This is a genomic window from Roseibium sp. RKSG952 (assembly GCF_009711355.1).
The window spans coordinates 18,434-39,588 of record NZ_SMMF01000927.1 but is presented as its reverse complement, the minus strand read 5'-3'; the positions used below and the strand labels follow the sequence as shown (position 1 = coordinate 39,588).

The 21,155-nt window shown below is 59.4% G+C and carries 16 protein-coding genes; 5 read left to right on the top strand and 11 right to left on the bottom strand.

The window, feature by feature from the left end:
• The first annotated feature begins 153 nt into the window (after window positions 1-153).
• Together E1297_RS23445 and E1297_RS23440 are read left to right on the top strand one after the other, a co-directional pair.
• Entirely contained in the window at window positions 154-699 is a 546-nt protein-coding gene (locus tag E1297_RS23445; protein WP_155142822.1) for a GNAT family N-acetyltransferase, read from the top strand.
• A 68-nt stretch (window positions 700-767) separates the two neighbouring features.
• On the top strand, window positions 768-1,232 hold the full coding sequence (locus E1297_RS23440; RefSeq protein ID WP_155142820.1) for a GNAT family N-acetyltransferase: 465 nt from the start codon (window positions 768-770) through the stop codon (window positions 1,230-1,232).
• 92 nt (window positions 1,233-1,324) lie between these two features.
• Here the strand turns inward: E1297_RS23440 and E1297_RS51330 are convergent, their stop codons facing one another.
• The 10 genes from E1297_RS51330 to E1297_RS23390 all read right to left on the bottom strand — a co-directional run bounded on the left by E1297_RS51330 (window position 1,325) and on the right by E1297_RS23390 (window position 13,961).
• The gene (locus tag E1297_RS51330; RefSeq protein ID WP_155142818.1) at window positions 1,325-1,645 is read right to left on the bottom strand and encodes an MbtH family NRPS accessory protein; all 321 of its coding nucleotides are present in this window, start codon (window positions 1,643-1,645) and stop codon (window positions 1,325-1,327) included.
• A 685-nt stretch (window positions 1,646-2,330) separates the two neighbouring features.
• Window positions 2,331-2,924, bottom strand: coding sequence for a trans-aconitate 2-methyltransferase (locus E1297_RS23430; protein ID WP_155142816.1), 594 nt, complete (start codon window positions 2,922-2,924; stop codon window positions 2,331-2,333).
• Between the two features lie 75 nt (window positions 2,925-2,999).
• Complete coding sequence (locus tag E1297_RS23425; RefSeq protein WP_155142815.1) at window positions 3,000-4,187, bottom strand: ABC transporter permease; 1,188 nt, start codon at window positions 4,185-4,187, stop codon at window positions 3,000-3,002.
• Window positions 4,184-5,209 (bottom strand): ABC transporter permease, encoded by a 1,026-nt coding sequence (locus E1297_RS23420; RefSeq protein WP_155142813.1) that lies wholly within the window; start codon window positions 5,207-5,209, stop codon window positions 4,184-4,186. The genes E1297_RS23425 and E1297_RS23420 overlap by 4 nt, the downstream gene beginning before the upstream one ends.
• Window positions 5,210-5,263: 54 nt before the next feature.
• Window positions 5,264-5,941 carry an O-methyltransferase gene (locus tag E1297_RS23415; RefSeq protein WP_155142811.1) on the bottom strand — a complete coding sequence of 226 codons (678 nt, stop codon included), beginning with the start codon at window positions 5,939-5,941 and terminating at the stop codon, window positions 5,264-5,266.
• 28 nt (window positions 5,942-5,969) lie between these two features.
• Window positions 5,970-7,853 (bottom strand): ABC transporter substrate-binding protein, encoded by a 1,884-nt coding sequence (locus E1297_RS23410; RefSeq protein WP_155142809.1) that lies wholly within the window; start codon window positions 7,851-7,853, stop codon window positions 5,970-5,972.
• Window positions 7,850-9,736 (bottom strand): dipeptide ABC transporter ATP-binding protein, encoded by a 1,887-nt coding sequence (locus tag E1297_RS23405; protein WP_368669657.1) that lies wholly within the window; start codon window positions 9,734-9,736, stop codon window positions 7,850-7,852. The genes E1297_RS23410 and E1297_RS23405 overlap by 4 nt, the downstream gene beginning before the upstream one ends.
• Before the next feature lie 458 nt (window positions 9,737-10,194).
• Window positions 10,195-12,066 (bottom strand): adenylate/guanylate cyclase domain-containing protein, encoded by a 1,872-nt coding sequence (locus E1297_RS23400; RefSeq protein ID WP_155142807.1) that lies wholly within the window; start codon window positions 12,064-12,066, stop codon window positions 10,195-10,197.
• Between the two features lie 184 nt (window positions 12,067-12,250).
• Entirely contained in the window at window positions 12,251-13,465 is a 1,215-nt protein-coding gene (locus E1297_RS23395; RefSeq protein ID WP_155142878.1) for a CaiB/BaiF CoA-transferase family protein, read from the bottom strand.
• A 4-nt stretch (window positions 13,466-13,469) separates the two neighbouring features.
• Window positions 13,470-13,961, bottom strand: coding sequence for a class I SAM-dependent methyltransferase (locus E1297_RS23390; protein WP_155142805.1), 492 nt, complete (start codon window positions 13,959-13,961; stop codon window positions 13,470-13,472).
• 135 nt (window positions 13,962-14,096) lie between these two features.
• Here E1297_RS23390 and E1297_RS23385 point away from each other — a divergent pair, with 135 nt between their 5' ends.
• From E1297_RS23385 to E1297_RS23375, 3 genes are all read left to right on the top strand, one after another.
• Window positions 14,097-14,939, top strand: coding sequence for an alpha/beta hydrolase (locus E1297_RS23385; protein WP_155142804.1), 843 nt, complete (start codon window positions 14,097-14,099; stop codon window positions 14,937-14,939).
• 51 nt (window positions 14,940-14,990) lie between these two features.
• Window positions 14,991-17,645, top strand: a complete 2,655-nt coding sequence (gene pepN / locus E1297_RS23380) for an aminopeptidase N (RefSeq protein WP_155142802.1) — start codon at window positions 14,991-14,993, stop codon at window positions 17,643-17,645.
• A 161-nt stretch (window positions 17,646-17,806) separates the two neighbouring features.
• A complete protein-coding gene (locus tag E1297_RS23375; RefSeq protein WP_155142876.1) occupies window positions 17,807-20,182 on the top strand; it encodes an ATP-binding protein in 2,376 nt (791 codons plus the stop codon).
• 9 nt (window positions 20,183-20,191) lie between these two features.
• Here E1297_RS23375 and E1297_RS23370 read toward each other — a convergent pair whose 3' ends face one another.
• On the bottom strand, window positions 20,192-21,085 hold the full coding sequence (locus E1297_RS23370; protein ID WP_155142799.1) for an alpha/beta fold hydrolase: 894 nt from the start codon (window positions 21,083-21,085) through the stop codon (window positions 20,192-20,194).
• Window positions 21,086-21,155: the final 70 nt, after the last annotated feature.

Here is a 21,155-nt window from a genome sequence, read left to right as displayed (position 1 = left end):
GTAGTGACACATACCGTCGTCCCGGCAGGGACTGCGGGCGGATCACCATGGCCAGACAGCTTGACTTGATCCTTCCCGCAAACCCTGCCCCGAAAGAGCAGGGTTTCAAAGGAAAGGCCCTCTCTTCCCGGCACAAGATGATGAAGAGACGCCATGATTGCCGATTGCATTGCCCCTGCTGAAGAAAACCGCCCTCGACCAGACCGGCCCGAAGGTCTTGCGATTCGCCCGCCGGTTCCGGAGGATGCCGCCGGGATCACAACGCTTATCGGTCTGCCGGGCTTTCGCCGTGGCACGCTCCGCCTGCCCTATCCGCGACAGCAGGACGTTGAAGCACGCCTGATCAATGCCGGTTCAAACAGCGTGACACTTCTGGGCGTGCTCGATGAAATGGTTGTTGCAAGTGCCGGATTTACGAGGTGTGATGGCCGGCGCATGCATGCCGCCGGGCTCGGCATGGGGGTGCATGATGCCTATACCGGACGCGGGATCGGACGCGCGCTCATGCGCGAACTTCTTGATATTGCGGACAACTGGATGAACATCCGGCGGATGGAACTCACGGTTTACACCGACAACGCTGCCGCGATAAGGCTCTACAAGAGCTTCGGTTTCGAATGTGAAGGCACACAACGCGATTTCGCTTTTCGCGATGGCTCTTATGTGGATGCCTACATGATGGCCCGTCTCCGGCCATGACAACACCAAGGTCCCGGGCCGGCCACTGAGCGCTGCCCGGCCCCAACAAAAAATGAGTGGGTTGAGACATGCACAGCCAATCACCGCCGATCAGGACACTTCCGAAGGAACCTCTTCATATCCGCAGAGCGACACTTGATGATGCTCCCGCCATGGCCGCGATTGTCAATGACTGGATAGATGCGACCGGCTGGATGCAGCGCTTGCATACCCGGGATGAAGTTGCGGCCCTGTTTTCCAAGGCCTTTCCGGAGCGGGAAATCTGGGTTGCGGACGCCCCGGTCTCGGGATTTGTCTCGCTTACACCCGATGGCGCGGTCGTGCGTGCGCTCTATACCGCACGTCCCGGTCACGGGCTCGGCAAGGCCATGCTTGATCACGCCAAACAGGGCAAGAGCCGTCTCCAGCTGTGGACCCACGAGGCAAACACCCGGGCGCAAAAATTCTACCGGCGCGAAGGATTTTCCATCATCGACCGGAATCCGAAGGGCGACGACGGCATTCCCGAACTCCTTATGGAGTGGCGCAGATAGCCGGATCGGCCTTGGCCGGGTGGACGGACCCTACGGACGCCCTGCCACCCGGCCGTTGCACATCTTGCCGGACTATTGCACCCAAAGCCCTCTCAGTGCGGCTTTGAACCCGCTTCGTCCTGGGCGGTCTTTTCGGCTTGCGCCATAAGGTGTTTTTGCTCTTCCTGAATTTTCTTCAGCTTTCGCTCACGCTCTTCCTTGTTGGCTTCCAGTTGCTTGCGCACAGAAAGCGGCGTGATATCGGGCCAGGCCTTTTCGACATAATCGAGGCATTCCTGTTTGGAGCCAACCGGCCCAACCTGAGTCCACCCGCGCGGAATGTCCTTGAAAGTCGGCCACAGCGAATGCTGCTCCTCGTGGTTGATCAAGACCATCCATTCCCAACGCGGATCATCCCATTCATAGTCAGACATTCCAGTACTCCTGGTTTCGGAATTGCACCCAAGCCTGCGGAACTGCCCGGCACGAGCAAGCCCCGAAACAGCCGCAAATGACATCAGAAGAAACGAAGAAACCTCCACCCGCAGGATTTTGCGAAACAGAGACTTCGACAGATCCTAGATCTAATCACGATTATCCTGACATCAACCCCGCAGTTAAACAACACCGCAAACAAGAGCTAAACATAGTTTAATTTAGCAATACACGAAACTTCCGCACATTACGTAATTGTAATATTTCGCAAAACTCGGGCAATTGTTTATTGAACTTCACCCACCTTGGTCGCAGCGGCAACGACGTCCGGAAACCGGCAAATCCTGACCGCGTTTTTTGGCCGAACAGGGCTTTGTGATCTTCGTTGAGCAAATCGGGTCATTTTATTGTGCCCGCCGGCCGCTATCGGGGACAAGTGACCCAAAACGCAGTGCCCTGGTTGGCCGCTGATGACACTGGCCCGATATCAAACCGAGGCTCTGTATCAGCACCGGGCAGGCGGACAAACCTAGGATCGACTGCACTACGAAATCAATATCTGCAGTATATCCGAAGGCTCATGCGGAAGGCACGGCAAGTCAACAAGTGTCGTGCGGTCGGGCTGAAATCCAAAAAGCAAGGCGGCCCAAAGGCCGCCTTGCAAAATCACAATGCAAACATCTCTCAGCGGACCGGTTTGACCAGCCGCATCCGCCAGGTCACGCCCTTCTTGCCGGAGACCAGCCGGTAGTCGTCCAGGACTTCCCACGCGGTTTCATCGTCGGTCGCCTCCCAGAGTTTGGCAATCAGCTTGTTGGCCCCGCTTTCAGCCCGCTTGGGCGAATACATCGAGAGCGCGATCACGCCGCCGGCTTTCAGGAAAGGCACATAGCGCGCCACCAGAGCCCCCGGGTCATCGGCGAAATGAAGCACTTCGTTGAACACGATGGCCGAGAAAGTCTCCCCCTCCTGCGGCTCGAATGTATGCATGTCGCCTGCGCGCAGGGACGCAATGCCGGGATCGACATTGGCGATCTCAAGCGAGGCCGGGGACAGGTCGACACCGACATAGCGCTTCAGCCCCATGGGAGCGAGGCGCTCGTAAAGCAGCCCTTCACCGCAGCCGATATCGAGCACATCCGCATTGGAGCCGGTCAGGTTCAGCCACATGCCGATAATGCCATAGCGCCCGCTTTCGGGAAGCGATCTCAGGAAAGCCCAGCGGCCCGCTCCATATTCCTCGTCCCAACCTTCTGCAGTACTGGCATTTTTCGACATGGAGGCTCCGAAACCTGTTGTGTCCGCACAGGCCCGGTGCCGCGCAGACAAGAAAAGATCCAAATGGTTGAGCGATCACTTATAGGGATCGGCAGCATCACGCAAACCGTCGCCCAGAAAATTGAAAGCCAGAACCACGATGATGATGGGGATGACAGGTGCCATCAGCCAGGGATAGACCGTCACGACGGAAATGTTCTGCGCCTCGTTCAGAAGCACGCCCCAGGAAACAGCTGGCCGCCTGAGCCCCAGATTGAGGAAGGACAGCGCTGTTTCGCCCAGGATCATCGCAGGGATCGACAGGCTGGCGGAAGCAATGATGTGACTGGTAAAGCCCGGCAACAGGTGACGCGTGATGATCCGTTTCGGCTTTGCCCCCATCAGGACCGCTGCCTTGGCATATTCCTCCTCGCGCAGGGACAGGAGCTTGGACCTGACGGCCCGTGCCAGCCCCGGCCAGTCCAGCAGTCCGAGAATGACGGTCAGGCCGAAATAGATCCACACCGGGCTCCAGGTGACCGGCAGCGCGGCCGACAAGGCCATCCACAGAGGCAACTCGGGCAGCGATCGCATGATTTCGATCAGGCGCTGGATCGCGCTGTCGATCAGCCCGCCGAAATAGCCCGCAATGCCACCAAAGAACATGCCGAGCACGATCGAAATCGTCACACCGACAAGACCGACGGTCAGAGACAACCGCGCGCCGTAAATCAGGCCGGAAAGCTGATCCCGTCCAAGCCGGTCGGTCCCCAGTAGGAACACCGTCCCGCCCTCGGCCGGACAAAACAGATGAAAACGGGCATCGAACAGGCCCCAGAACTTGTAGGGCGCACCCTGACAGAAAAAGCGGATGGGTTCGACCTTGGTGCGGTCCGGTGTAAACACCCACTTCAGGTTGGTCATGTCGATTTCCGACGTCATGCCGTAAACGAACGGACCGACAAACTTGCCTTCATGAAACAGATGGACCGGTTGCGGGGGCGCATAAAGGTGCTGGCTGTCGCGTGTGTTGGGCGTGTAGGGCGCGATGACCTCGGCAAAGGGCACACAGAGGTAAAACAGGATCAGCACCACGCCGGACCAGAGCGCCAGCTTGTGGCGGCGGAACTTCCACCACATGATCTGCCACTGGGAGGCCTGGTAGAACCGTTCCTGTTCCGGGGTCAGTTCTTCGGTGGTCGCCGGATTGAAGGGCCGCGGATCGACATAATGCTCCGCCTGATGCTCATCGACCGGCTGTTTCGGGTTGATGTAATCGGTCATGACGCAGCCTTCCCGCCGAGGCGAATGCGCGGATCAAGGATCGCCAGAAGAATGTCGGATATCAACATGCCGAACAGGGTCAGCACGGCCACGAACAAAAGGATGAACCCGGCCAGAAACTGATCCTGGCTCTGCAGCGCGGACAGAAGGATCGGCCCGACCGTCGGCAGGTTGAGCACGACCGACACGATCACCGACCCCGACACCAGCGAGGGGATCAGGTTGCCGATATCGGCAATGAACGGGTTGAGCGCCATCCGCAACGGGTATTTGGTCAGCAATTTTTGTTCGCTCAGGCCCTTGGCCCGCCCGGTGGTGACATATTGCTTGTGCAGCTCGTCCAGCAGATTTGCCCGCAACCGCCTGATCATGGCGGCAGTCCCCGACGTTCCGATGACAATGGTCGGAACAATCAGATGGCCCAGGATCGACAGGAACTTGTCCAGACTGAACGGGGCGTCGATATATTCGGGCGCCATCAGCCCCCCGATCGACATGCCGAACCAGCGATTGAACAGGTAAAGCAGGATCAGGCCCAGCAGGAAGTTCGGGACCGCGAGGCCGAGATATCCCAAAAGTGTAAAGCCGTAGTCACCCCAGGAATATTGCCTTGTGGCGGAGTACATGCCGATCGGAAAGGACACGACATAGACGAACAGGATGGTCGCAAAATTCAGCACGACCGTCAGCATGAGTGTCGGCCCGATCACCTCCTCGACCGGCTTGTCGAATTCGAACGACCAGCCCCAGTTGCCTTGCAGCAATCCATCGAACCCGTGCGGGCCGGGCCAGGCTCCGATCCAGATCAGGTAGCGTTCGAAGAACGGCCGGTCGAGCGCAAATTCCTGGCGCAGAAACTCGAGTTTCGCAATCGAGGCCGATTCACCACTGGTTTTCAATGCCGCAATCTGATTGGAAATGTAGTCGCCGACCGGCAGCTCAATGATAAAGAAGGTCAGGAAGCTGATCACGATCAGCGTCGGTATCATCGTCAAGATCCGGCGCACCAGATAAAACAACATGTCGGACTTCGCGCCTTTCCTAAAGTCGGTTCATGACAGCTTGCACCCTAGCTTTCAGAGGTTAACGTCCGGCTCCTTGAGGACAAGGGTGACACCATCCGCAAAAGGTAACATGGAAATTGCAACGCGTTTGTCGGCCTTGAGCAAGCTGTTCAGGGCGCGGATGTCGATCACCGCCGGATCCTCGTCAAATCCCGGACGCACAACGTCACCGGACCGCAACATGTTATCGAAGATCATGATCCCGCCGGTGCGCAGGAGCCGAAGCGCAAGTTCATAATAGACAGTGTAGTTTTTCTTGTCGGCATCAATGAAGATCAGGTCGAATGTACCGGCATGGCCCTGCTCCAGCAGCGTTTCCATGAAGTCCTGGGCGCGCCCGACCCGAAAGTCGATCTTGTCACGCACCCGCGCCCGGCGCCAGAACTCCTCGCAAACCTCTTGCCACGCGTCGCGCTTGTCAAAGGCATAGACCTTGCCGTCGCGCGGCAAGGCCAGAGCCATCCACAAGGTGCTGTAGCCGGTGAACACTCCGAGCTCCATGACCTTGCGGGCGTTGATCGCCTTGATCATGAATTGCAGGAACTGCCCCTCTTCCACCGGAACCCGCATGTCCGAATGGGCCAGTTCCTCCGTCTTGCGCCTGAGTTCGGAAAGGACTGCCTCCTCGCGCGTCCCGTGGCTGCCGAGATAGTCAAGCAACTCGGCAGTCATCGGCAATCGGTCAGCCATGCAATCCCCCTTTGATGCAGGTCTCTCGTCAGTCGAGATAGAACTCGTCCATGCGATGGATACCGAACTGCGCCCCCGGATCCCAGCCGTAAATGCCGGTCAACGGAACATTGTGCAGACCGTTGACCACGACCGGCTGTGGCACCTCCGACACCAGACCGATCCGGATCGTTTCCTCCGCATTGATATCCAGCATTTCCTGCCAGATCTTCGTGCGCTCATCCGCTGACACGGATTGGGTCCATTGCTCGTAGAGTTCCATCAGACGGACGGCCGGTGCCCAATCAGGCTTTTCGCCGCCCTCGCCCTTGGTTTCATAGTAGTCGCCCCAATCGTGCCAGAGCAGCAGGTTGCCATTGACAGGCGCCAGATCCGAAGGCGGCATCTCGGAGGTTGCGACGCCGTTTTCCATGCCCCACCAGACCGACATCACCAGTTCGCCGGTGATCGCCCGCTCGCGCAGGATGTCACGCTGGCTCGGCTTGATATGCAGCTTGACGCCAATGTCCTTCCAGTTCTCGGCCACGAGTGCCAGCGCATCGCCCTCCAGTTGCCGCTCGCCGGCAGTCTCGACGATGATATCGAGCGGCCGGCCGTCCGGCATCCGCCTGATGCCGTCGCCATTGCGTTTGGTCAGGCCGATGTCGTCAAGAAGCTGGTTGGCCTTGTCCGGCTGGTAGGTCGCATGCAGGGTCCGGTATTCGGGTTTGTAAAGCGGGCTGGTGGCCAGAACCGTGTCGTTGCCCGCTTCTCCGAGGCCGAAGAACAGCACCCGGTCGACCATTTCCCGGTCGATGGCATAAGACAATGCATGACGGAACCGCTTGTCACGCAGGAGCTTGCGCCAGACGGGGTCGGCGACCGTCAGGTTCGGCTGGATCGAGATTTCGGATCCTTTGGACGTGGTCCACAAGACGGTCGCATAATCCTGAAGGTTCTCGCCCTGCTTCAGCACCGTGATGTCGGCAAAGCTCAGATTGCGTGCCTGCAGATCGCTTTCGCCCGCCTGGGTCTTGGCCGGGATCAATTTGCCATCCGCGACCGTCATGATCACTTCGCTGATATAGGGCAGCTGCTGACCGGCACTGTCCACGCGGTGATAATAGGGATTGCGCTTCAGGATGAAGCGGCGGTCACTGCCCTCGCCGGTCTGAATCCAGGGCTGCAAGGACGGCAGATCCGGATTACGCGCATCATACATGCCATCCATCTTGCCATGGAGCGATGCCCAATTGCGCGCCTTGACCTTTTCCGCCGCAGCAGAAATCGCCTCCGGCTTGCCGTATTTCTCGTGGAACTGCTTCAGATAATGTGCAGGCAAATAGATGAACGGTGGCCGTGCCTTGGCGAGCTCGGGCAGGAACAGCGGGTTCGGATCCTCCCATGTGTAACGAACGGTCGTATCGTCCACCACCTCGAATTTCGGCGGCTTGCCACCGGCGAGCATGAACGGCGGCAGGCCTGCCGGATTCAGCTTTTCATTGGTGGCAACATCTTCAAACCAGTAACGAAGGTCTTCGGCCCCGAAGGGCTGACCGTCGGACCACTTGTGGCCTTCCCGGGTTTTTAAGGTAAAGACCCGCCCGTTCTCCACCTGAACATCCGCCAGAATATCGGGAACGAGGTTCAGGTTGGCGTCATACCCCACCAGCCGTGCATAGCCCCAGACATTGATCAGGCGTACATCCTTTGCCCGTCCGATCAGCGTGTTCAGCTGACCACCCGGCTTGCCGGTCGTACGGCCATTCTCCTCCATGTCGACGATCAGAGGCTGCTTGGGCAGGCGCTCCTCGACTGGCGGGAGCGATGACGGAATATCGGGTGTTTCCTTCAGGTCCAGCGCAAAGGCCGGGACCAGCCCCGCGATGACCAGGGCCAGCGCAGCCAGCCCCCCGGTTTTCAAGATGCTCATGCGGCAGTTCCTTCAATGGCGGTCCGGGAACGTAGCCCGGGCGCGCAAACGAAATGGTTGGGTTCCATTTCAACAAGCGCCGGCGCCAGATCGTCCGTCAGACGGAACGGATCGGGCCAGGCGCCCGGATCGGAAGCGCGGTTGGCATCCAGCGCTTCGAAATCGAGTGGGGCATTGAGGTCCGGTTCGGGAACGGCGGACAACAAGGCTTTGGTATAAGGGTGCAAGGGGTTGGCAACCACCTCGCGGGTTTCGCCAACCTCGACGACACGGCCCCGGCACATGACGGCAACGCGGTCCGCGATATAGTCAACGACGGCCAGATTGTGGCTGACGAACAGGTAGGTCAGGTTCAGGTCGCGTTTGAGATCCTGCAACAGGTTCAGGATCTGCGCCTGGACCGAGACATCAAGTGCCGAGGTCGGCTCGTCGCACAGGATGAACTCCGGATTGAGCGCAAGCGCCCGGGCAATGCCGATCCGCTGGCGCTGGCCGCCGGAGAACGAATGCGGGTAGCGGCGCAGGAACCTGGGATCAAGACCGACAAGGTCCATCAATTCCCGGGCGCGTTGCATCCGCTCCGTTTGCGTGCCGATGCCGTGGATCTCGAACGGTTCGGTCAGGATATCGTTCACCGTCATGCGCGGATTGAGCGAAGAGAACGGATCCTGAAAGATCAGCTGAACCCTGCGGCGGTAGTCCAGCAACCCCTCCCCCCGCAAGTCCGAGATATCCTTGAGACCGTTGCCGTGATTGTAAAGGACCTCGCCACCCTCGATGTCGATGGCGCGCAGGACCGCCTTGGCCGCAGTGGTCTTGCCCGACCCGGATTCACCCACAAGGCCGAGACACTCGCCGCGCTTGATGGTCAGGTTGATGGTATCTAGCGCCCGGACACTCGACGCCTTCCGGCCGAACATGCCGCCCTTGCGCAAGGAAAACTCTTTCACGACATTGCGCATCTGAACCAGCGGTTCACCGGCCTTTACAGCAGACGGCTTGCGATCCTTCTTCAACCCATCGGCCTTGACCGCAATCGGCCGGATCGGCACCAGCCGTTCGTCCCGGTCCATGCCGAAATTCGGTACCGCTTTCAAAAGCGCCTTCAGGTAGTCGTGCTGCGGATTGGAAAAAAGCTGCCGCGCCGTGCCTTTTTCCATGATCCGTCCGTGATAGATCACCACCACTTCATCGGCCATGTTGGCAACCACACCAAAATCATGGGTGATCATCAGGACCGACATGTTCAGTTCGCCCTGCACGTCGCGGATCAGTTTCAGGATCTCGGCCTGGATCGTCACGTCGAGCGCGGTTGTCGGCTCGTCCGCAATCAGAAGCGCGGGATTGCAGATCATCGCCATGGCGATCATGGCCCGTTGACGCAACCCGCCGGACAGTTCGAACGGATAGGTGTCCAGCCCACGAGCGGGATCCGGATACTGCACCAGGCGCAGCATTTCCCGGGTCAGTTCGCGCGCTTCCGGCGCACTCGCCCCCCGGTGGAGCATGGCCGCTTCGCCGATCTGGTCGCCAATGGTATGCAGCGGCGACAAGGATGTCATCGGCTCCTGAAAGATGATCGCAACCCGGTTGCCACGCAGATGGCGCATCTTGGCGCCCTTGCGGTCAAGGGCCGCGATGTCGACCGGCGGCTCGCGGCCTTCCGGATCGGCCAGCACGACATTTCCCGCAGAGATTTCGGCAAACGGCGGCAGCAGGCCCATGATCGTCTGGGAGATCACGGTCTTTCCGGATCCGGATTCACCGACCAGCGCCACGGTCTTGTTCTGCGGGACGGAGAAGGAGACATCATCCACCGCCCGGATCTTCCCCTCAGCGGTGTTGAAATCGACAGTCAGACCATCGATCGACAGCACATTCACTGTCTTGCTCCTCCCATGCACATCGCAATTCTTCTTCAGCACCACTAAGCCCGCGCTTCAGCTAAAACACAACCACATTCGCCAAGCAGAAAGCAATGACGCGGATTGATCAGAATGATCATTGACCCAAATCACATGTCTTGATGACGCACCGAAGACGAAATCGACAGCCTTGCCGTGTGCCTGTCGGTCTTTCCTGAACGCAACGTCTTGATCGTTTGTTTGTGACGCGGGGTCCGCGCGCTGCCGCGCTTCGTCCGGTTTCATTTGTCCGCGCACCACGCACTCAGGCTTGGGCGACAATGAGGCGGCTATTTTTCTCGATCGATAGTTTTTGCAATGCAGTTGAAAAACTGTGCAAAATCCCGGCCTGCCCCAATTTTAGCCATCAAGTCAGACGGACCAAAGGCCGGCACCGGGTGCACTGCCAGGAGCGCACAGCAAGCCGGACCTCGCCGTCACTCGGCGGCGGTCATGCCGGGCCGGGTTGCCGTACTGGTTGTCTGTTGGAACGGATCGAGTTTCCAGACGCCAACTTCGCGCGACCGGCCACGCAAGCTGACCATGCCGACATGCTCCTTGGCCCGCTCCCCCGGAAGCTCCGCAACCGTATCGGCGCTTGCGAGGATGACGACCTCGTCCTCCCTGCCGACCTCGCGGCCAAGGGATTGAAGCCTCTCGGCCGTGTTCACGGTATCCCCGACCACCGTGTAGTTCCAGCGATCAAGCGCGCCGACATTGCCGACAACGGCAAAGCCGGTGTGAATGCCGATCCTCAGACGCAGAATGTCCCGGCCTTCGGCACGGGCCTGCTCATTGGCGTCATGGAGCGCGGCGGCGATGCGGCGCGCGGTCGTCACGGCAGCCTGCGCATGGTCCGGACGATCATCGGGAGCCCCCCAGAACGCCAGCATGCCATCGCCGATAAACTTGTCGACCGTTCCGCCATTGCTTTCGACCGCATCAACCAGCAGCGCAAAGTGATCATTCAGTTTGCGGGCCGTCTCCGAAGCGCTCATGTGCTCGGAAATGGCAGTGAAACCGACAATGTCGGTAAACAGGATCGTCAGCTCCGCTTCCCGGGCTTCTGCCGCGTTTTGCCCCCCGAGGCGCATCAGCTTGATGAACAAGGACCTCGGCACATAGGTGTTCATGGCCTTGAGGCCCTCGACCATGGCATTGAAGGCAATGGCCACCTGATCGAGTTCCTGAACGCGGCTGCGCGGCAAACGCTCAACCTCATCAAGAGACAGGGTGCCGACTTTCTCGGACTGTTTCGCAAGCTCCTTCAAGGGCCTTGCAACCCGGCGTCCCAGCCAGATCGCGACGATGACCGCCACGATCAGGGCAAAAAAGCCAACCATTGCCGATCCAGCGAGCCGTTCCATCTCGCGTGATACCGATGCGCTTTGAAAATACTGGCCAATGATCCATGGCTTGTTGCTGAAGCCCGGGATGACCGATCGCATCATGACAAATTCATCATTGCCCGCCTCGATGACGGACACCTCAATACCGGCTTTTGCCGCCCTTCGGAATTCCGGAAGGAGCTCTTCCGTTTCCATTGCAGCCAACACCGGATCACCGAAATCAAGACGTGATGCGGGAAGGTCCATGGCCGGCTGACCGCCGGTCTGCAGCCATGTCGTGTCGGAATGCATGATGACCTGATCATCATTGGCAATGATAAAAGTCGTCGCGTCCGCCCCCTCGTCGAGATTGGCGATCGCTCTGCTCAGATCGTCCAGAGAACTTGCTGCCGTCAGGGTTCCAAGCATTTTGCCATGACGCACGATCGGAACGGAGACATTCGCAAACTGGCCAAACTTGTTGTTGACCAACGGGCCCCAAGTGGGCGGGCTGTTCACATCCAACTGGGGAAGGTCATAGCTCTTGCCACCACTGTCTGGAACCTTGCCATCAAACGACTGGGGGGGCTGATGACCTTCCCGGTACGCTCCAAATCGCCGCCCGTCCGGTAATGTCACCATCAACACCGTGACTGTCGGATTGCCTGCCATGGCCAGGCGCATTTCCAGCTTCGCCAGTTCAGGATCATCGAGATTGATCATTCCGCTGTCGAAAAACGGCTTGAGCCCCTGGGCCGTAACCTGAACTGCACGGAAATGCTTGCGTAGCTGATTGTCCATGGCCTCCGTGATCAGGATCGCCTTGTCGTTCAGAAGCGAAAACGTGTTCTTGAAATTCGCCATGACCGACAAGGTAAGCACAAGCGCAATCGCCAGGGCCACAAAGGCCCCGAATCCGAGACCAATGATCCGGGTCAATGGCAATTTCAAGCGCTTGCTGTCTTTACCGAGTTCAGTCATGGGTCCCAAATTCATCAGCCCGGCAGCGGGCATTCCGGCGGCCTGCCTGAGGGCGGTGATCGCCCAAAAAGTGCATAAGCCGCCGGGCCAGTCTAGACCAGACCTTGACCCGGCGGGAGACTTTCAAATGTAACGGTTTGTGACAAAACAAAAAAGCTTGCACCTGGACCGGGGAACACCTTGTTCACCTGTTGTGTGTCCCGCCGAAATCCAGCTCCAGTTGCTGCAGCTCGCCAGCGATTTCGCCGCCATGCTCGCCAAGGCGTGGCGCGGCCTTGTCGAGCACCAGCGCGCTTCCCGAAAACCGGATCGGCGTGCGCACAGACGCAACTGCCCCGCCCTTTGCGCCGCTTGCCGGGAGATCGACCTTCATTTGCCGGTGCATCACCTGCGGATCGGCAAAGACATCGGCGACGGAATTGATCGGCCCCGCGGGCACCCCGACTTGCTCCAGACGCGCCAACAGGTCGTCTCGCGTGAACACCCGGATCCGGTCAGCCAACAGCGGCACAAGCGCATCCCGCTGTGCGACACGGGCCTGGTTGGTCGCAAAGCGCGCATCAGAGGCGAGGTCTTCGGTCCCGATCACGGCGCATAGTTTGCCGAACTGGGCATCATTGCCGACGGCGATGATCAAATGGCCGTCCAGCACGTCAAACACCTGATAGGGCACGATGTTGGGATGGGCATTGCCAAGGCGCTTGGGCGCATCCCCGGATACAAAATAGTTCAGCGCCTGATTGGCAAGCACACCCACCTGGGCATCCAGCAGAGCCAGATCCACCTGTTCTCCCAGTCCTGTCCGGTCACGCTTGCGCAGGGCTGCCAGAATGCCGACAACCCCGTAAAGGCCGGTAAAGATATCGGCAAAGGCGACACCGATCTTTTGCGGCTCCCCGTCCGGTTGTCCGGTCAGGTCCATGATGCCGCCCATGCCCTGGATCATGAAGTCGTAGCCGGCGCGATGGGCATAGGGGCCGTCCTGCCCGAATCCGGTTACGGATGCATAGACCAGCCGCGGGTTGATCCTGTGCAGGCTCGCGTAATCGAGCCCGAACTTGGCCAGTCCGCCAACCTTGAAATTCTCGACCAGAACATCGGCTTGCGCGGCAAGCTTCCGGGCCGTTTCCCGGCCCTCTTCCGTCTTGAAATCGACGACGATCGAGCGCTTGCCCCGATTGCAGGCGTGGAAATAGGCCGCATCCAGCTGATTGCCGTTGTCGTCCTTGACAAACGGGGGGCCCCATGCGCGGGTATCGTCCCCGGCAGGGCTTTCCACCTTGATGACATCGGCGCCCAGATCGGCAAGGGTCTGCCCGATCCACGGGCCGGCAAGAATGCGTGCGAATTCCACGACCTTTATACCGGCCAGCGGAGCACTCGTGTCAGGATATCTCATCGGGTCAGGCGTAATTCCGGTACAAGTGATAACGCCCGGGACGGATGCCATCGGGCAAGTCCTGGGCTTCATAGTGAGGCAGGTCGAGCTTTAGACCGGAAAGCACGAAACCGCCAGCCTTTGTATGCAAATCCACCAAGGGTGACAGCCATGCGGAGGTGGCCAGATCGGTGGTCGGATCCCCCGACCCCAGATCACAATGGATCAGCGCCACCTGCTCGCCAACCCTTGGACCGCAAAACGCCAGGGTTTCACGGATTTCGCCGAAAATCATGTGATCGCCGTCCGGCATGCAACTGGGATGACAATAAATCCCCCGGTCAAACGCAAAGATTTCGCGATCCGGAAAGAGTTCGCGCAGATGATCATATGTCCGTCCGTTGCCAAGACCGAGTTCGAGAACCGGACCTTCAACATCCGTGAGGCGATCTGCGGCATATTCCAAAAGGGTTTTTTGTGCAGTCAATCGGCGTATAAAACTGTCGAGGCGGCTCATAAAAACTCCCCTAGCGTCAAAATGCATTTATTGCTTACCCCGCCGGATGCATCGCCGTCAAAGACCGCGTGAGATTTGAGGCTTGTGGACCGTGCCGGCTTTCTGCTTCCTTGGAAAAAACATCGGGAGGGACATGTGGACGTGCCGGAACGTATCGATCTCGAAGCGGAGTACAACAACCGGGCCCGGGTTCCCGAACACCCGGAAATATTGGAGAGCTGGATGAATGATGCCTCCAGCTTCCGCAGCATCTGGCCGCATGAAGCTGATCTTGCCTACTCCGATGCGCCCCGGACCACCTATGACCTGTTTCATGCCGCCCCCGGAGCCACCTCCAAGCCGCGCACGGCCCTGTTTATCCATGGCGGATACTGGCAATCGCTCGACAAGTCCCGGTTCTCGCATGTCGCTCGCGGGCTGTGCCTGCGCGGATATGATGTCGCGCTCGCAAATTATACCTTATGCCCTCAGACGACACTGTCCGGCATCTGCACGGAGATGCGGCTGCTTGCAGCGCATCTGGTGCGCAGTTGGGGCAAACCGTTGCTGGTTTACGGCCACTCCGCCGGAGGACACCTCACAGCCAACCTGATGACAACGGACTGGACGGGCCTTGGGCTTCCGGGGGGCATTGCGGACCGCGGCATGCCGATCTCGGGGCTTTTCGACTTGAGGCCGCTGCTGGAGACGTCGGTCAATGGAAAGCTGAACCTTGACCGCAACGAAGCCGCGCAACTCTCCCCGATACTCCGTGAAGCTCCCGCCAGCGGACGGATGGTTGCCGTGGTTGGCGGAGCCGAGAGCGCGGAATACATTCGGCAAAGCCGGGACTTTGCCGGTCATTGGCGCGATCACGGATTGAAGGCATCCCTCAACATTCAGGAGGGAAAAAACCACTTCACCGTCATAGCACCTCTTGCCGAACCCGACAGCAGCTTGATAACTCAGCTGGATGCACTTGGGTGTGAAAACCTGTAGACCCCGAGACCTTCCCCTGCGGGACCCGGAATTGACTTTAAGGAGACTTTGATGCGTTCGGATACGGCAGTTGCCATTCGTCTGGAAGACTACGCGCCCGCCCCGTACCGGATTCCGGAAACCCATCTGGATGTCAGTCTCGCGCCCGGGGCCACGCTGGTCACGGCTATGCTGAAAATCGAACGCGCCGAAAACATTGCCGCCGGCACGCCACTGGAGCTGGATGGCGACGAGCTCGCGCTCGACACTCTCCTGATTGACGGTCAGCCCGTCGATGCGGGCAACTTCACCGCCACCCCGGACAAACTGGTCCTGCACACGCCTCCCGCCGGTCCGTTCGAACTGACCCTGCGCACGAAGATCAATCCGGATACCAACACCCAGCTCATGGGCCTTTACCGGTCCTCCGGCACCTATTGCACCCAGTGCGAGGCGGAGGGCTTCCGCCGGATCACCTATTTTCTCGACCGCCCCGATGTGCTGTCGGTCTACACGACCCGCATCGAAGCCCAAAAGGCCGATGTGCCGGTTCTGCTGGGCAACGGCAATCCTGTCGAGAGCGGCTACATTGAAGGCACAGACCGGCATTACGCTGTCTGGCACGACCCGTTCCCGAAACCCTCCTATCTGTTCGCTCTCGTTGGCGGCGATCTCGGCGTGGTCCGCGACACATTCACAACGGCGTCTGGACGCAAGGTGGACCTGGCGATCTATGTCGAACATGGCCGGGAGGGCTGGTGCGACTGGGCGATGGATTCACTGAAACGTTCCATGCGCTGGGATGAGGAAGTGTTCGGCCTCGAGTATGATCTCGACGTCTTCAACATCGTCGCCGTGTCCTACTTCAACATGGGCGCGATGGAGAACAAGGGCCTCAACATCTTCAATGACAAGTATGTTCTGGCCGACCCCCAGACCGCGACCGATCAGGACTACGCCAATATCGAGGCGGTGATCGCGCATGAGTATTTTCACAACTGGACAGGCAACCGGATCACCTGCCGCGACTGGTTCCAGCTCTGCCTGAAGGAAGGCCTGACCGTGTTTCGCGATCAGGAGTTTTCATCCGACATGCGTTCGCGCGCCGTCAAACGGATTGCCGACGTCCGGCTGCTCAAGGCTCACCAGTTTCCCGAGGACGCCGGTCCGCTCGCCCATCCGGTGCGCCCGAGGACCTACCGCGAAATCAACAATTTCTATACCGCGACCGTCTACGAGAAAGGCGCCGAAGTGGTCCGGATGCTCAAGACGCTGCTCGGCGCAGACGGCTTTCGGAAAGGCATGGACCTTTATTTCAAGCGTCATGACGGCGAAGCGACCACCATTGAAGCGTTTCTGGCCTGCTTCAGCGAAGCGGCGGAAACCGATCTTGGCCAATTCGCACTCTGGTACGAGCAGGCGGGCACGCCGGTGGTCAAGGTCGAAAGCAGCTACGATGCCGATGCACGGGAATTGACGCTGACCCTGTCCCAGTCGATCCCTCCGCTTCCGGGCCAACCCTCCGCCGAGCCGCAAGTCATTCCCGTCCGTTTCGGCCTGATCGGCGAGGACGGCAAGGATATCGAGCCCGGTCATTCGAGCAGCACCCGGCAAGTTGACGGCCCATCCGGCGACGTCCTGATACTCGACGAGGCCTCCACGAGCATTACCTTTTCAGGTATTTCAAAGCGCCCTGTCCTGTCCCTGTTGCGCGGTTTCTCAGCGCCTGTCCGGCTGGATTTCGATCAAATTGCGGAGGACCTCCTTTTTCTCGCGCGCCATGACAGCGATGCCTTCAACCGCTGGCAGGCGAGCCAAACCCTCGTTACCCGCGAACTGGTCCGCCTGACCGGGTTGGCCAATCACGGGACCAAGCTTGAGCCCGACGCGGCCCTGCTTGATATGCTGGCAGGGATCTTGAGCGACGAAACACTGGATGCTGCCCTTCGCGCACAGGCGCTGGATTTGCCCGGGGTCGGTGACCTTGCCCGCGACATCGCGAAGGATGTCAATCCGCAAGCGATCCACACGGCCAGGCAGACGTTCCGCAGTGCTTTTGCGGCCCGGCATCACACAGCCCTGACCGATGCCAGCCAAATGTCGCAGGACAAGCCGTTTTCGCCGGATGCAGAGGCGGCCGGGATCCGCGCGCTGGCGAACCGGGCCCTCTCGTTCCTCGGGCTGTCGGACAAACCCGGCACCTCGGACCTCGTGCGTCAGCGCTACGACACCGCCACCAACATGACCGACCGGATCGCGGCACTCACAACACTGGTCCATGGTCAGCATGCCGGCATGGATGACGCACTTGCCGCCTATCTGGACCGCTACAGGGACACGTCGCTCGCACTCGACAAGTGGTTCATGGTCCAGGCAACCGCTCCCGCTGACGAGGCATTCGACCGGATCATGGCCCTGACCAAGCACTCCCTGTTCGACCGCACGAACCCGAACCGGTTGCGGGCTCTGGTCCAGTCCTTTGCCAGCGCCAATCTGGTGCAGTTTGCACATGAAAGCGGGCGCGGTTTCCGGTTTGTCGCCGACACGGTTTTGGAAACCGACAAGAACAACCCGCAGATTGCATCGCGACTTTTGACAAGCTTCCGCTCGTGGAGAATTTTTGAATCCGGACTTGCAGCATTGGCCAATCAAGAACTTTTGAGAATTTCTTCAGAAGCTCAACTGTCAAGAGATACGAGAGATATCGTCGACCGCTGCCTACAATAGTTGAAAATACTGGAGAAGGTTAACACGAAAACAGAGAAGTGCTTGATCTGTTAACCATTTTTTTCTCTCCGCGCTCTGGACAAAATCGGCCTCGTGGACTCAAATGAAACTGATTCGGGCACCATCGCCCGGTGGGGACATTGAAACGGGGCACAGGATCAATGGCGCGGGCATTTGCCGGCAGCGCGTCGTCACGGCGCGGCAAACGGCGTAAAGTCAAGAAATCCGGCGAGAGCACCCTGACTGGCCATTTGCGGCTATTGGCCGAACCGACCTATCAACGCCTGTTGCGATCCGAACCGCTGATGCGCCGGATCATCCCTGCCCTGTGCCTGGTTTTCGTGGCAAGCCTTGCCGTCTTTCGCGTGATCGACCTCTCCTACGAGCGAGACACTCTGGAGCGGCAGGTGCGCAACGAAATTGACCTGTCCGCATCCCTGATTGCCGCGCAACTGTCGTCAGAAGCCGACGAATTGCCGGAACTTGGCTTTCGATCCGCCCTGCAGCGGGCGCTCGCAAACAGCCTGCCGTCGGGTGCAACCAATCATGGCCGGATTGTCCTGATCAGCGATCCCTCGGGCAAGATCATTGCCAGCGCGCCCGCCAGACCCGATCTCGACAACCGCACGCTCGACGGCCTTCTCGGCCCCACCCAGCCGCTCACCGTCTTTGGCGCGCGCGCAGGCGTCATGCTGGTCAAGGCCGACTTCACACCGGGCCAGGAACCGGTCGACTCCTTTGCCGCCGCCCGGCATCTGTCCGCCGACAGTCTCGGCATGGTCGCAATCGTCCAGCCGCAATCAGACGCGTTTGAAGTCTGGCGCTCCGATGTCTCGGCAAACGTCACGCTGTTCGTCGGCACGGCGACGGTGCTTCTTGTGCTGGTCTATGCCTTTTTTGCACAGGCCACGCGCGCCGAACAGGCGGACGAGATGTATGTCGCGACCCGCGCCCGCATAGACACCGCCCTCAATCACGGGCGCTGCGGCCTGTTTGACTGGGATCTGTCGCGCGGCCGGATCTTCTGGTCATCCTCGCTCTACGAGATGCTGGGCCATACGCCGCAGGACGACATCCTGAGCTTTTCGGAAGTGTCGGGCATGACCCATCCGGAAGATGTTGACCTGTTCGGGCTCGCCGAGGACTTGCTCGACAGCGGCAAGGGCACGGTCGACAAGATGTTCCGGATGCGCCATGCGGACGGGCACTGGGTCTGGCTGAGAGCACGCGGTGAACTCCAGTCCGAACCCGGGCGCAGCGAGCCCCACCTGATCGGGATCTGCATCGACATCACCGAACAGCACGAACTTGCCGAACAAAGCCGAACGGCGGATCTGCGCCTGCGTGACGCGATCGAGACCATCTCCGAGGCCTTCGTCTTGTGGAATGTCCGCAACGAGCTGGTGATCTGCAATTCCAACTATCAGGCGCTTCACAACCTGCCGCCCCATGCCGTCAAACCCGGAACACCCTACAAGGAGGTCATGGCAGCAGCGACCAACACGGAACTTGCCCCCAATCCGATCAAGATCAGCCAGCGCGGCGAGCATCCGGACGGCAGCTACGAGGCGCAACTGGAAGATGGCCGCTGGCTGCAAATTTCGGAGAGGCGGACCAAGGATGGCGGCTTCGTGTCGGTCGGCACCGACATCACCGCCCTCAAGCAGCATGAAGAACGTCTGATGGACAGCGAGCAGCGGCTCAAGGCCACGGTCACCGATCTGGAGCAGTCGCGCGAGACGCTCGAGATGCAGGCCCAGCAGCTGATCGAACTGGCCCACAAATACGGAAAGGAAAAGACCAACGCGGAAAACGCCAACCGCGCAAAGTCCGAATTCCTCGCCAACATCTCGCATGAACTGCGCACGCCGCTCAACGCGATCATCGGCTTTTCCGATATCATGAACCAGGAGATGTTCGGACCGATGGGTACCGAGCGTTATGCAGAATACAGCAAGGACATCTACAACAGCGGCAACCATCTCCTCAACGTGATCAACGACATTCTCGACATGTCGAAGATCGAGGCCGGCCGCCTGTCGATCGATCCGGAAGAAATCACCGTCGACGAGGCCGCGCGCGACGCGGCCCGGATCATCACGACAGCCGCCACCGAGAAGAAGATCACCATCACCAACGAGGTCGAGGACAATCTGACGGTCCTGGCCGACCGGCGCTCGCTCAAGCAGGTTCTGCTCAACCTTCTGGCCAATGCGGTCAAGTTCACGCCCGAAGATGGTGTTGTTGCGCTTACTGCGGCAGCTGATGGCGATCACGTCCGGTTTTGCATCACCGACACGGGGATCGGCATTGCCGCTGCCGACATCAAACGCCTCGCCCAGCCTTTTGTGCAAGTGGAAAACCAGTTCACGAAGACCCACAAGGGCTCCGGTCTGGGGCTTGCGATAGCTCGATCCCTGATCGAATTGCATGGCGGGACGCTCGACATCGAATCAGAGATCGGCAGCGGCACAAGGGTCAGCTTCAGCCTCCCGGCCAATCCGAACGCCAGCAAGGCGGAAGCCGAGCTGGTATAGGCGCGGCAATCATCCTATTGATCCCGCCTGCGCAACGCTTTCCAGGATTTCCCCCGCGTGGGTCCAGAGCAAGGCGCTGCCCGAACCCGGTATCAGATTGTGTGTGGCGCGGGGCAATCGCCGTGCCAAAGCTGCACCGAAATCAGGTGAGTGAACCGGACTTGTGTCTTCGGCACCATACCAGAGTGTGACCGGGCACTGGATCTGTTCCAGCCGGAACGGCCAGGGACGAAATGCCGCCAGGGTGTCGCGCGCATAGCCCTTCGGACCTTGCGCAAATCCCTCGCGCAACGCTTGCCTGTAGGCAGCTGCGAAGCCCTTCTCCCCGTAGATGGCGCGATCCGTTTCGGACGACATGGCGAGGATCATCTCGAAAAACCCGTCGGGCTTCGCAAAGCCCTCAACTGCGTCCAGAAACCCTTTCGGATCTCTTTCTGCCTGCAATACCATTTGCCGGACCTCATCCGGTAGCAGTGCCACTGCGTCCGGGTGGCTCAATTCGTCCTGCCCCGACACGATCGCCAAGAATGAAGCATATCCCTGTGATGCGAAAGCCAAAGCAAACGGAGCGCCTTGCGAGAACGCCACCACGGGAAGTTTTGAGAAGCCGAGTGTCATGGACAGTTCAGCAAGGTCCCGGGATACCGAGAGAAGGGTTTTCGAAGGATCCATGTCCGACCGCCCAAGGCTTGCGCGGTCCGGCACAACAAGACGCAAACCATGCTGTTCAAGGACATCGAACCCAAAGCCGAAAAACCCGGACATTCCGGCCCCCGTTACAAAAAGGACCGGCGTGCCTTCGGGTGCGCCCCACTCCGACCAGGCGAGACGTCGGCCATCTTTCAAGTGCATATCACACAATCGATCCGCAACACGGACAGCACCGGAGGACAAACAGGACATGGCAAACTCGTGATGCATCGAGAAAGGGGAACTGGAGACAAAGAACTCAAATGGCTGTCAATTCAAAGGG

What these genes read in the sequence shown, in the direction of transcription:
- E1297_RS23410 (WP_155142809.1), bottom strand. Translation starts at nt 7,853, where the DNA reads ATGAGCATCTTGAAAACCGGGGGGCTGGCTGCGCTGGCCCTGGTCATC.
- E1297_RS23390 (WP_155142805.1), bottom strand. Translation starts at nt 13,961, where the DNA reads ATGAGCCGCCTCGACAGTTTTATACGCCGATTGACTGCACAAAAAACC.
- E1297_RS23445 (WP_155142822.1), top strand. Translation starts at nt 154, where the DNA reads ATGATTGCCGATTGCATTGCCCCTGCTGAAGAAAACCGCCCTCGACCA.
- E1297_RS23370 (WP_155142799.1), bottom strand. Translation starts at nt 21,085, where the DNA reads ATGTCCTGTTTGTCCTCCGGTGCTGTCCGTGTTGCGGATCGATTGTGT.
- pepN (WP_155142802.1), top strand. Translation starts at nt 14,991, where the DNA reads ATGCGTTCGGATACGGCAGTTGCCATTCGTCTGGAAGACTACGCGCCC.
- E1297_RS23400 (WP_155142807.1), bottom strand. Translation starts at nt 12,066, where the DNA reads ATGACTGAACTCGGTAAAGACAGCAAGCGCTTGAAATTGCCATTGACC.
- E1297_RS23375 (WP_155142876.1), top strand. Translation starts at nt 17,807, where the DNA reads ATGGCGCGGGCATTTGCCGGCAGCGCGTCGTCACGGCGCGGCAAACGG.
- E1297_RS23425 (WP_155142815.1), bottom strand. Translation starts at nt 4,187, where the DNA reads ATGACCGATTACATCAACCCGAAACAGCCGGTCGATGAGCATCAGGCG.
- E1297_RS23395 (WP_155142878.1), bottom strand. Translation starts at nt 13,465, where the DNA reads ATGAGATATCCTGACACGAGTGCTCCGCTGGCCGGTATAAAGGTCGTG.
- E1297_RS23415 (WP_155142811.1), bottom strand. Translation starts at nt 5,941, where the DNA reads ATGGCTGACCGATTGCCGATGACTGCCGAGTTGCTTGACTATCTCGGC.
- E1297_RS23420 (WP_155142813.1), bottom strand. Translation starts at nt 5,209, where the DNA reads ATGTTGTTTTATCTGGTGCGCCGGATCTTGACGATGATACCGACGCTG.
- E1297_RS51330 (WP_155142818.1), bottom strand. Translation starts at nt 1,645, where the DNA reads ATGTCTGACTATGAATGGGATGATCCGCGTTGGGAATGGATGGTCTTG.
- E1297_RS23440 (WP_155142820.1), top strand. Translation starts at nt 768, where the DNA reads ATGCACAGCCAATCACCGCCGATCAGGACACTTCCGAAGGAACCTCTT.
- E1297_RS23430 (WP_155142816.1), bottom strand. Translation starts at nt 2,924, where the DNA reads ATGTCGAAAAATGCCAGTACTGCAGAAGGTTGGGACGAGGAATATGGA.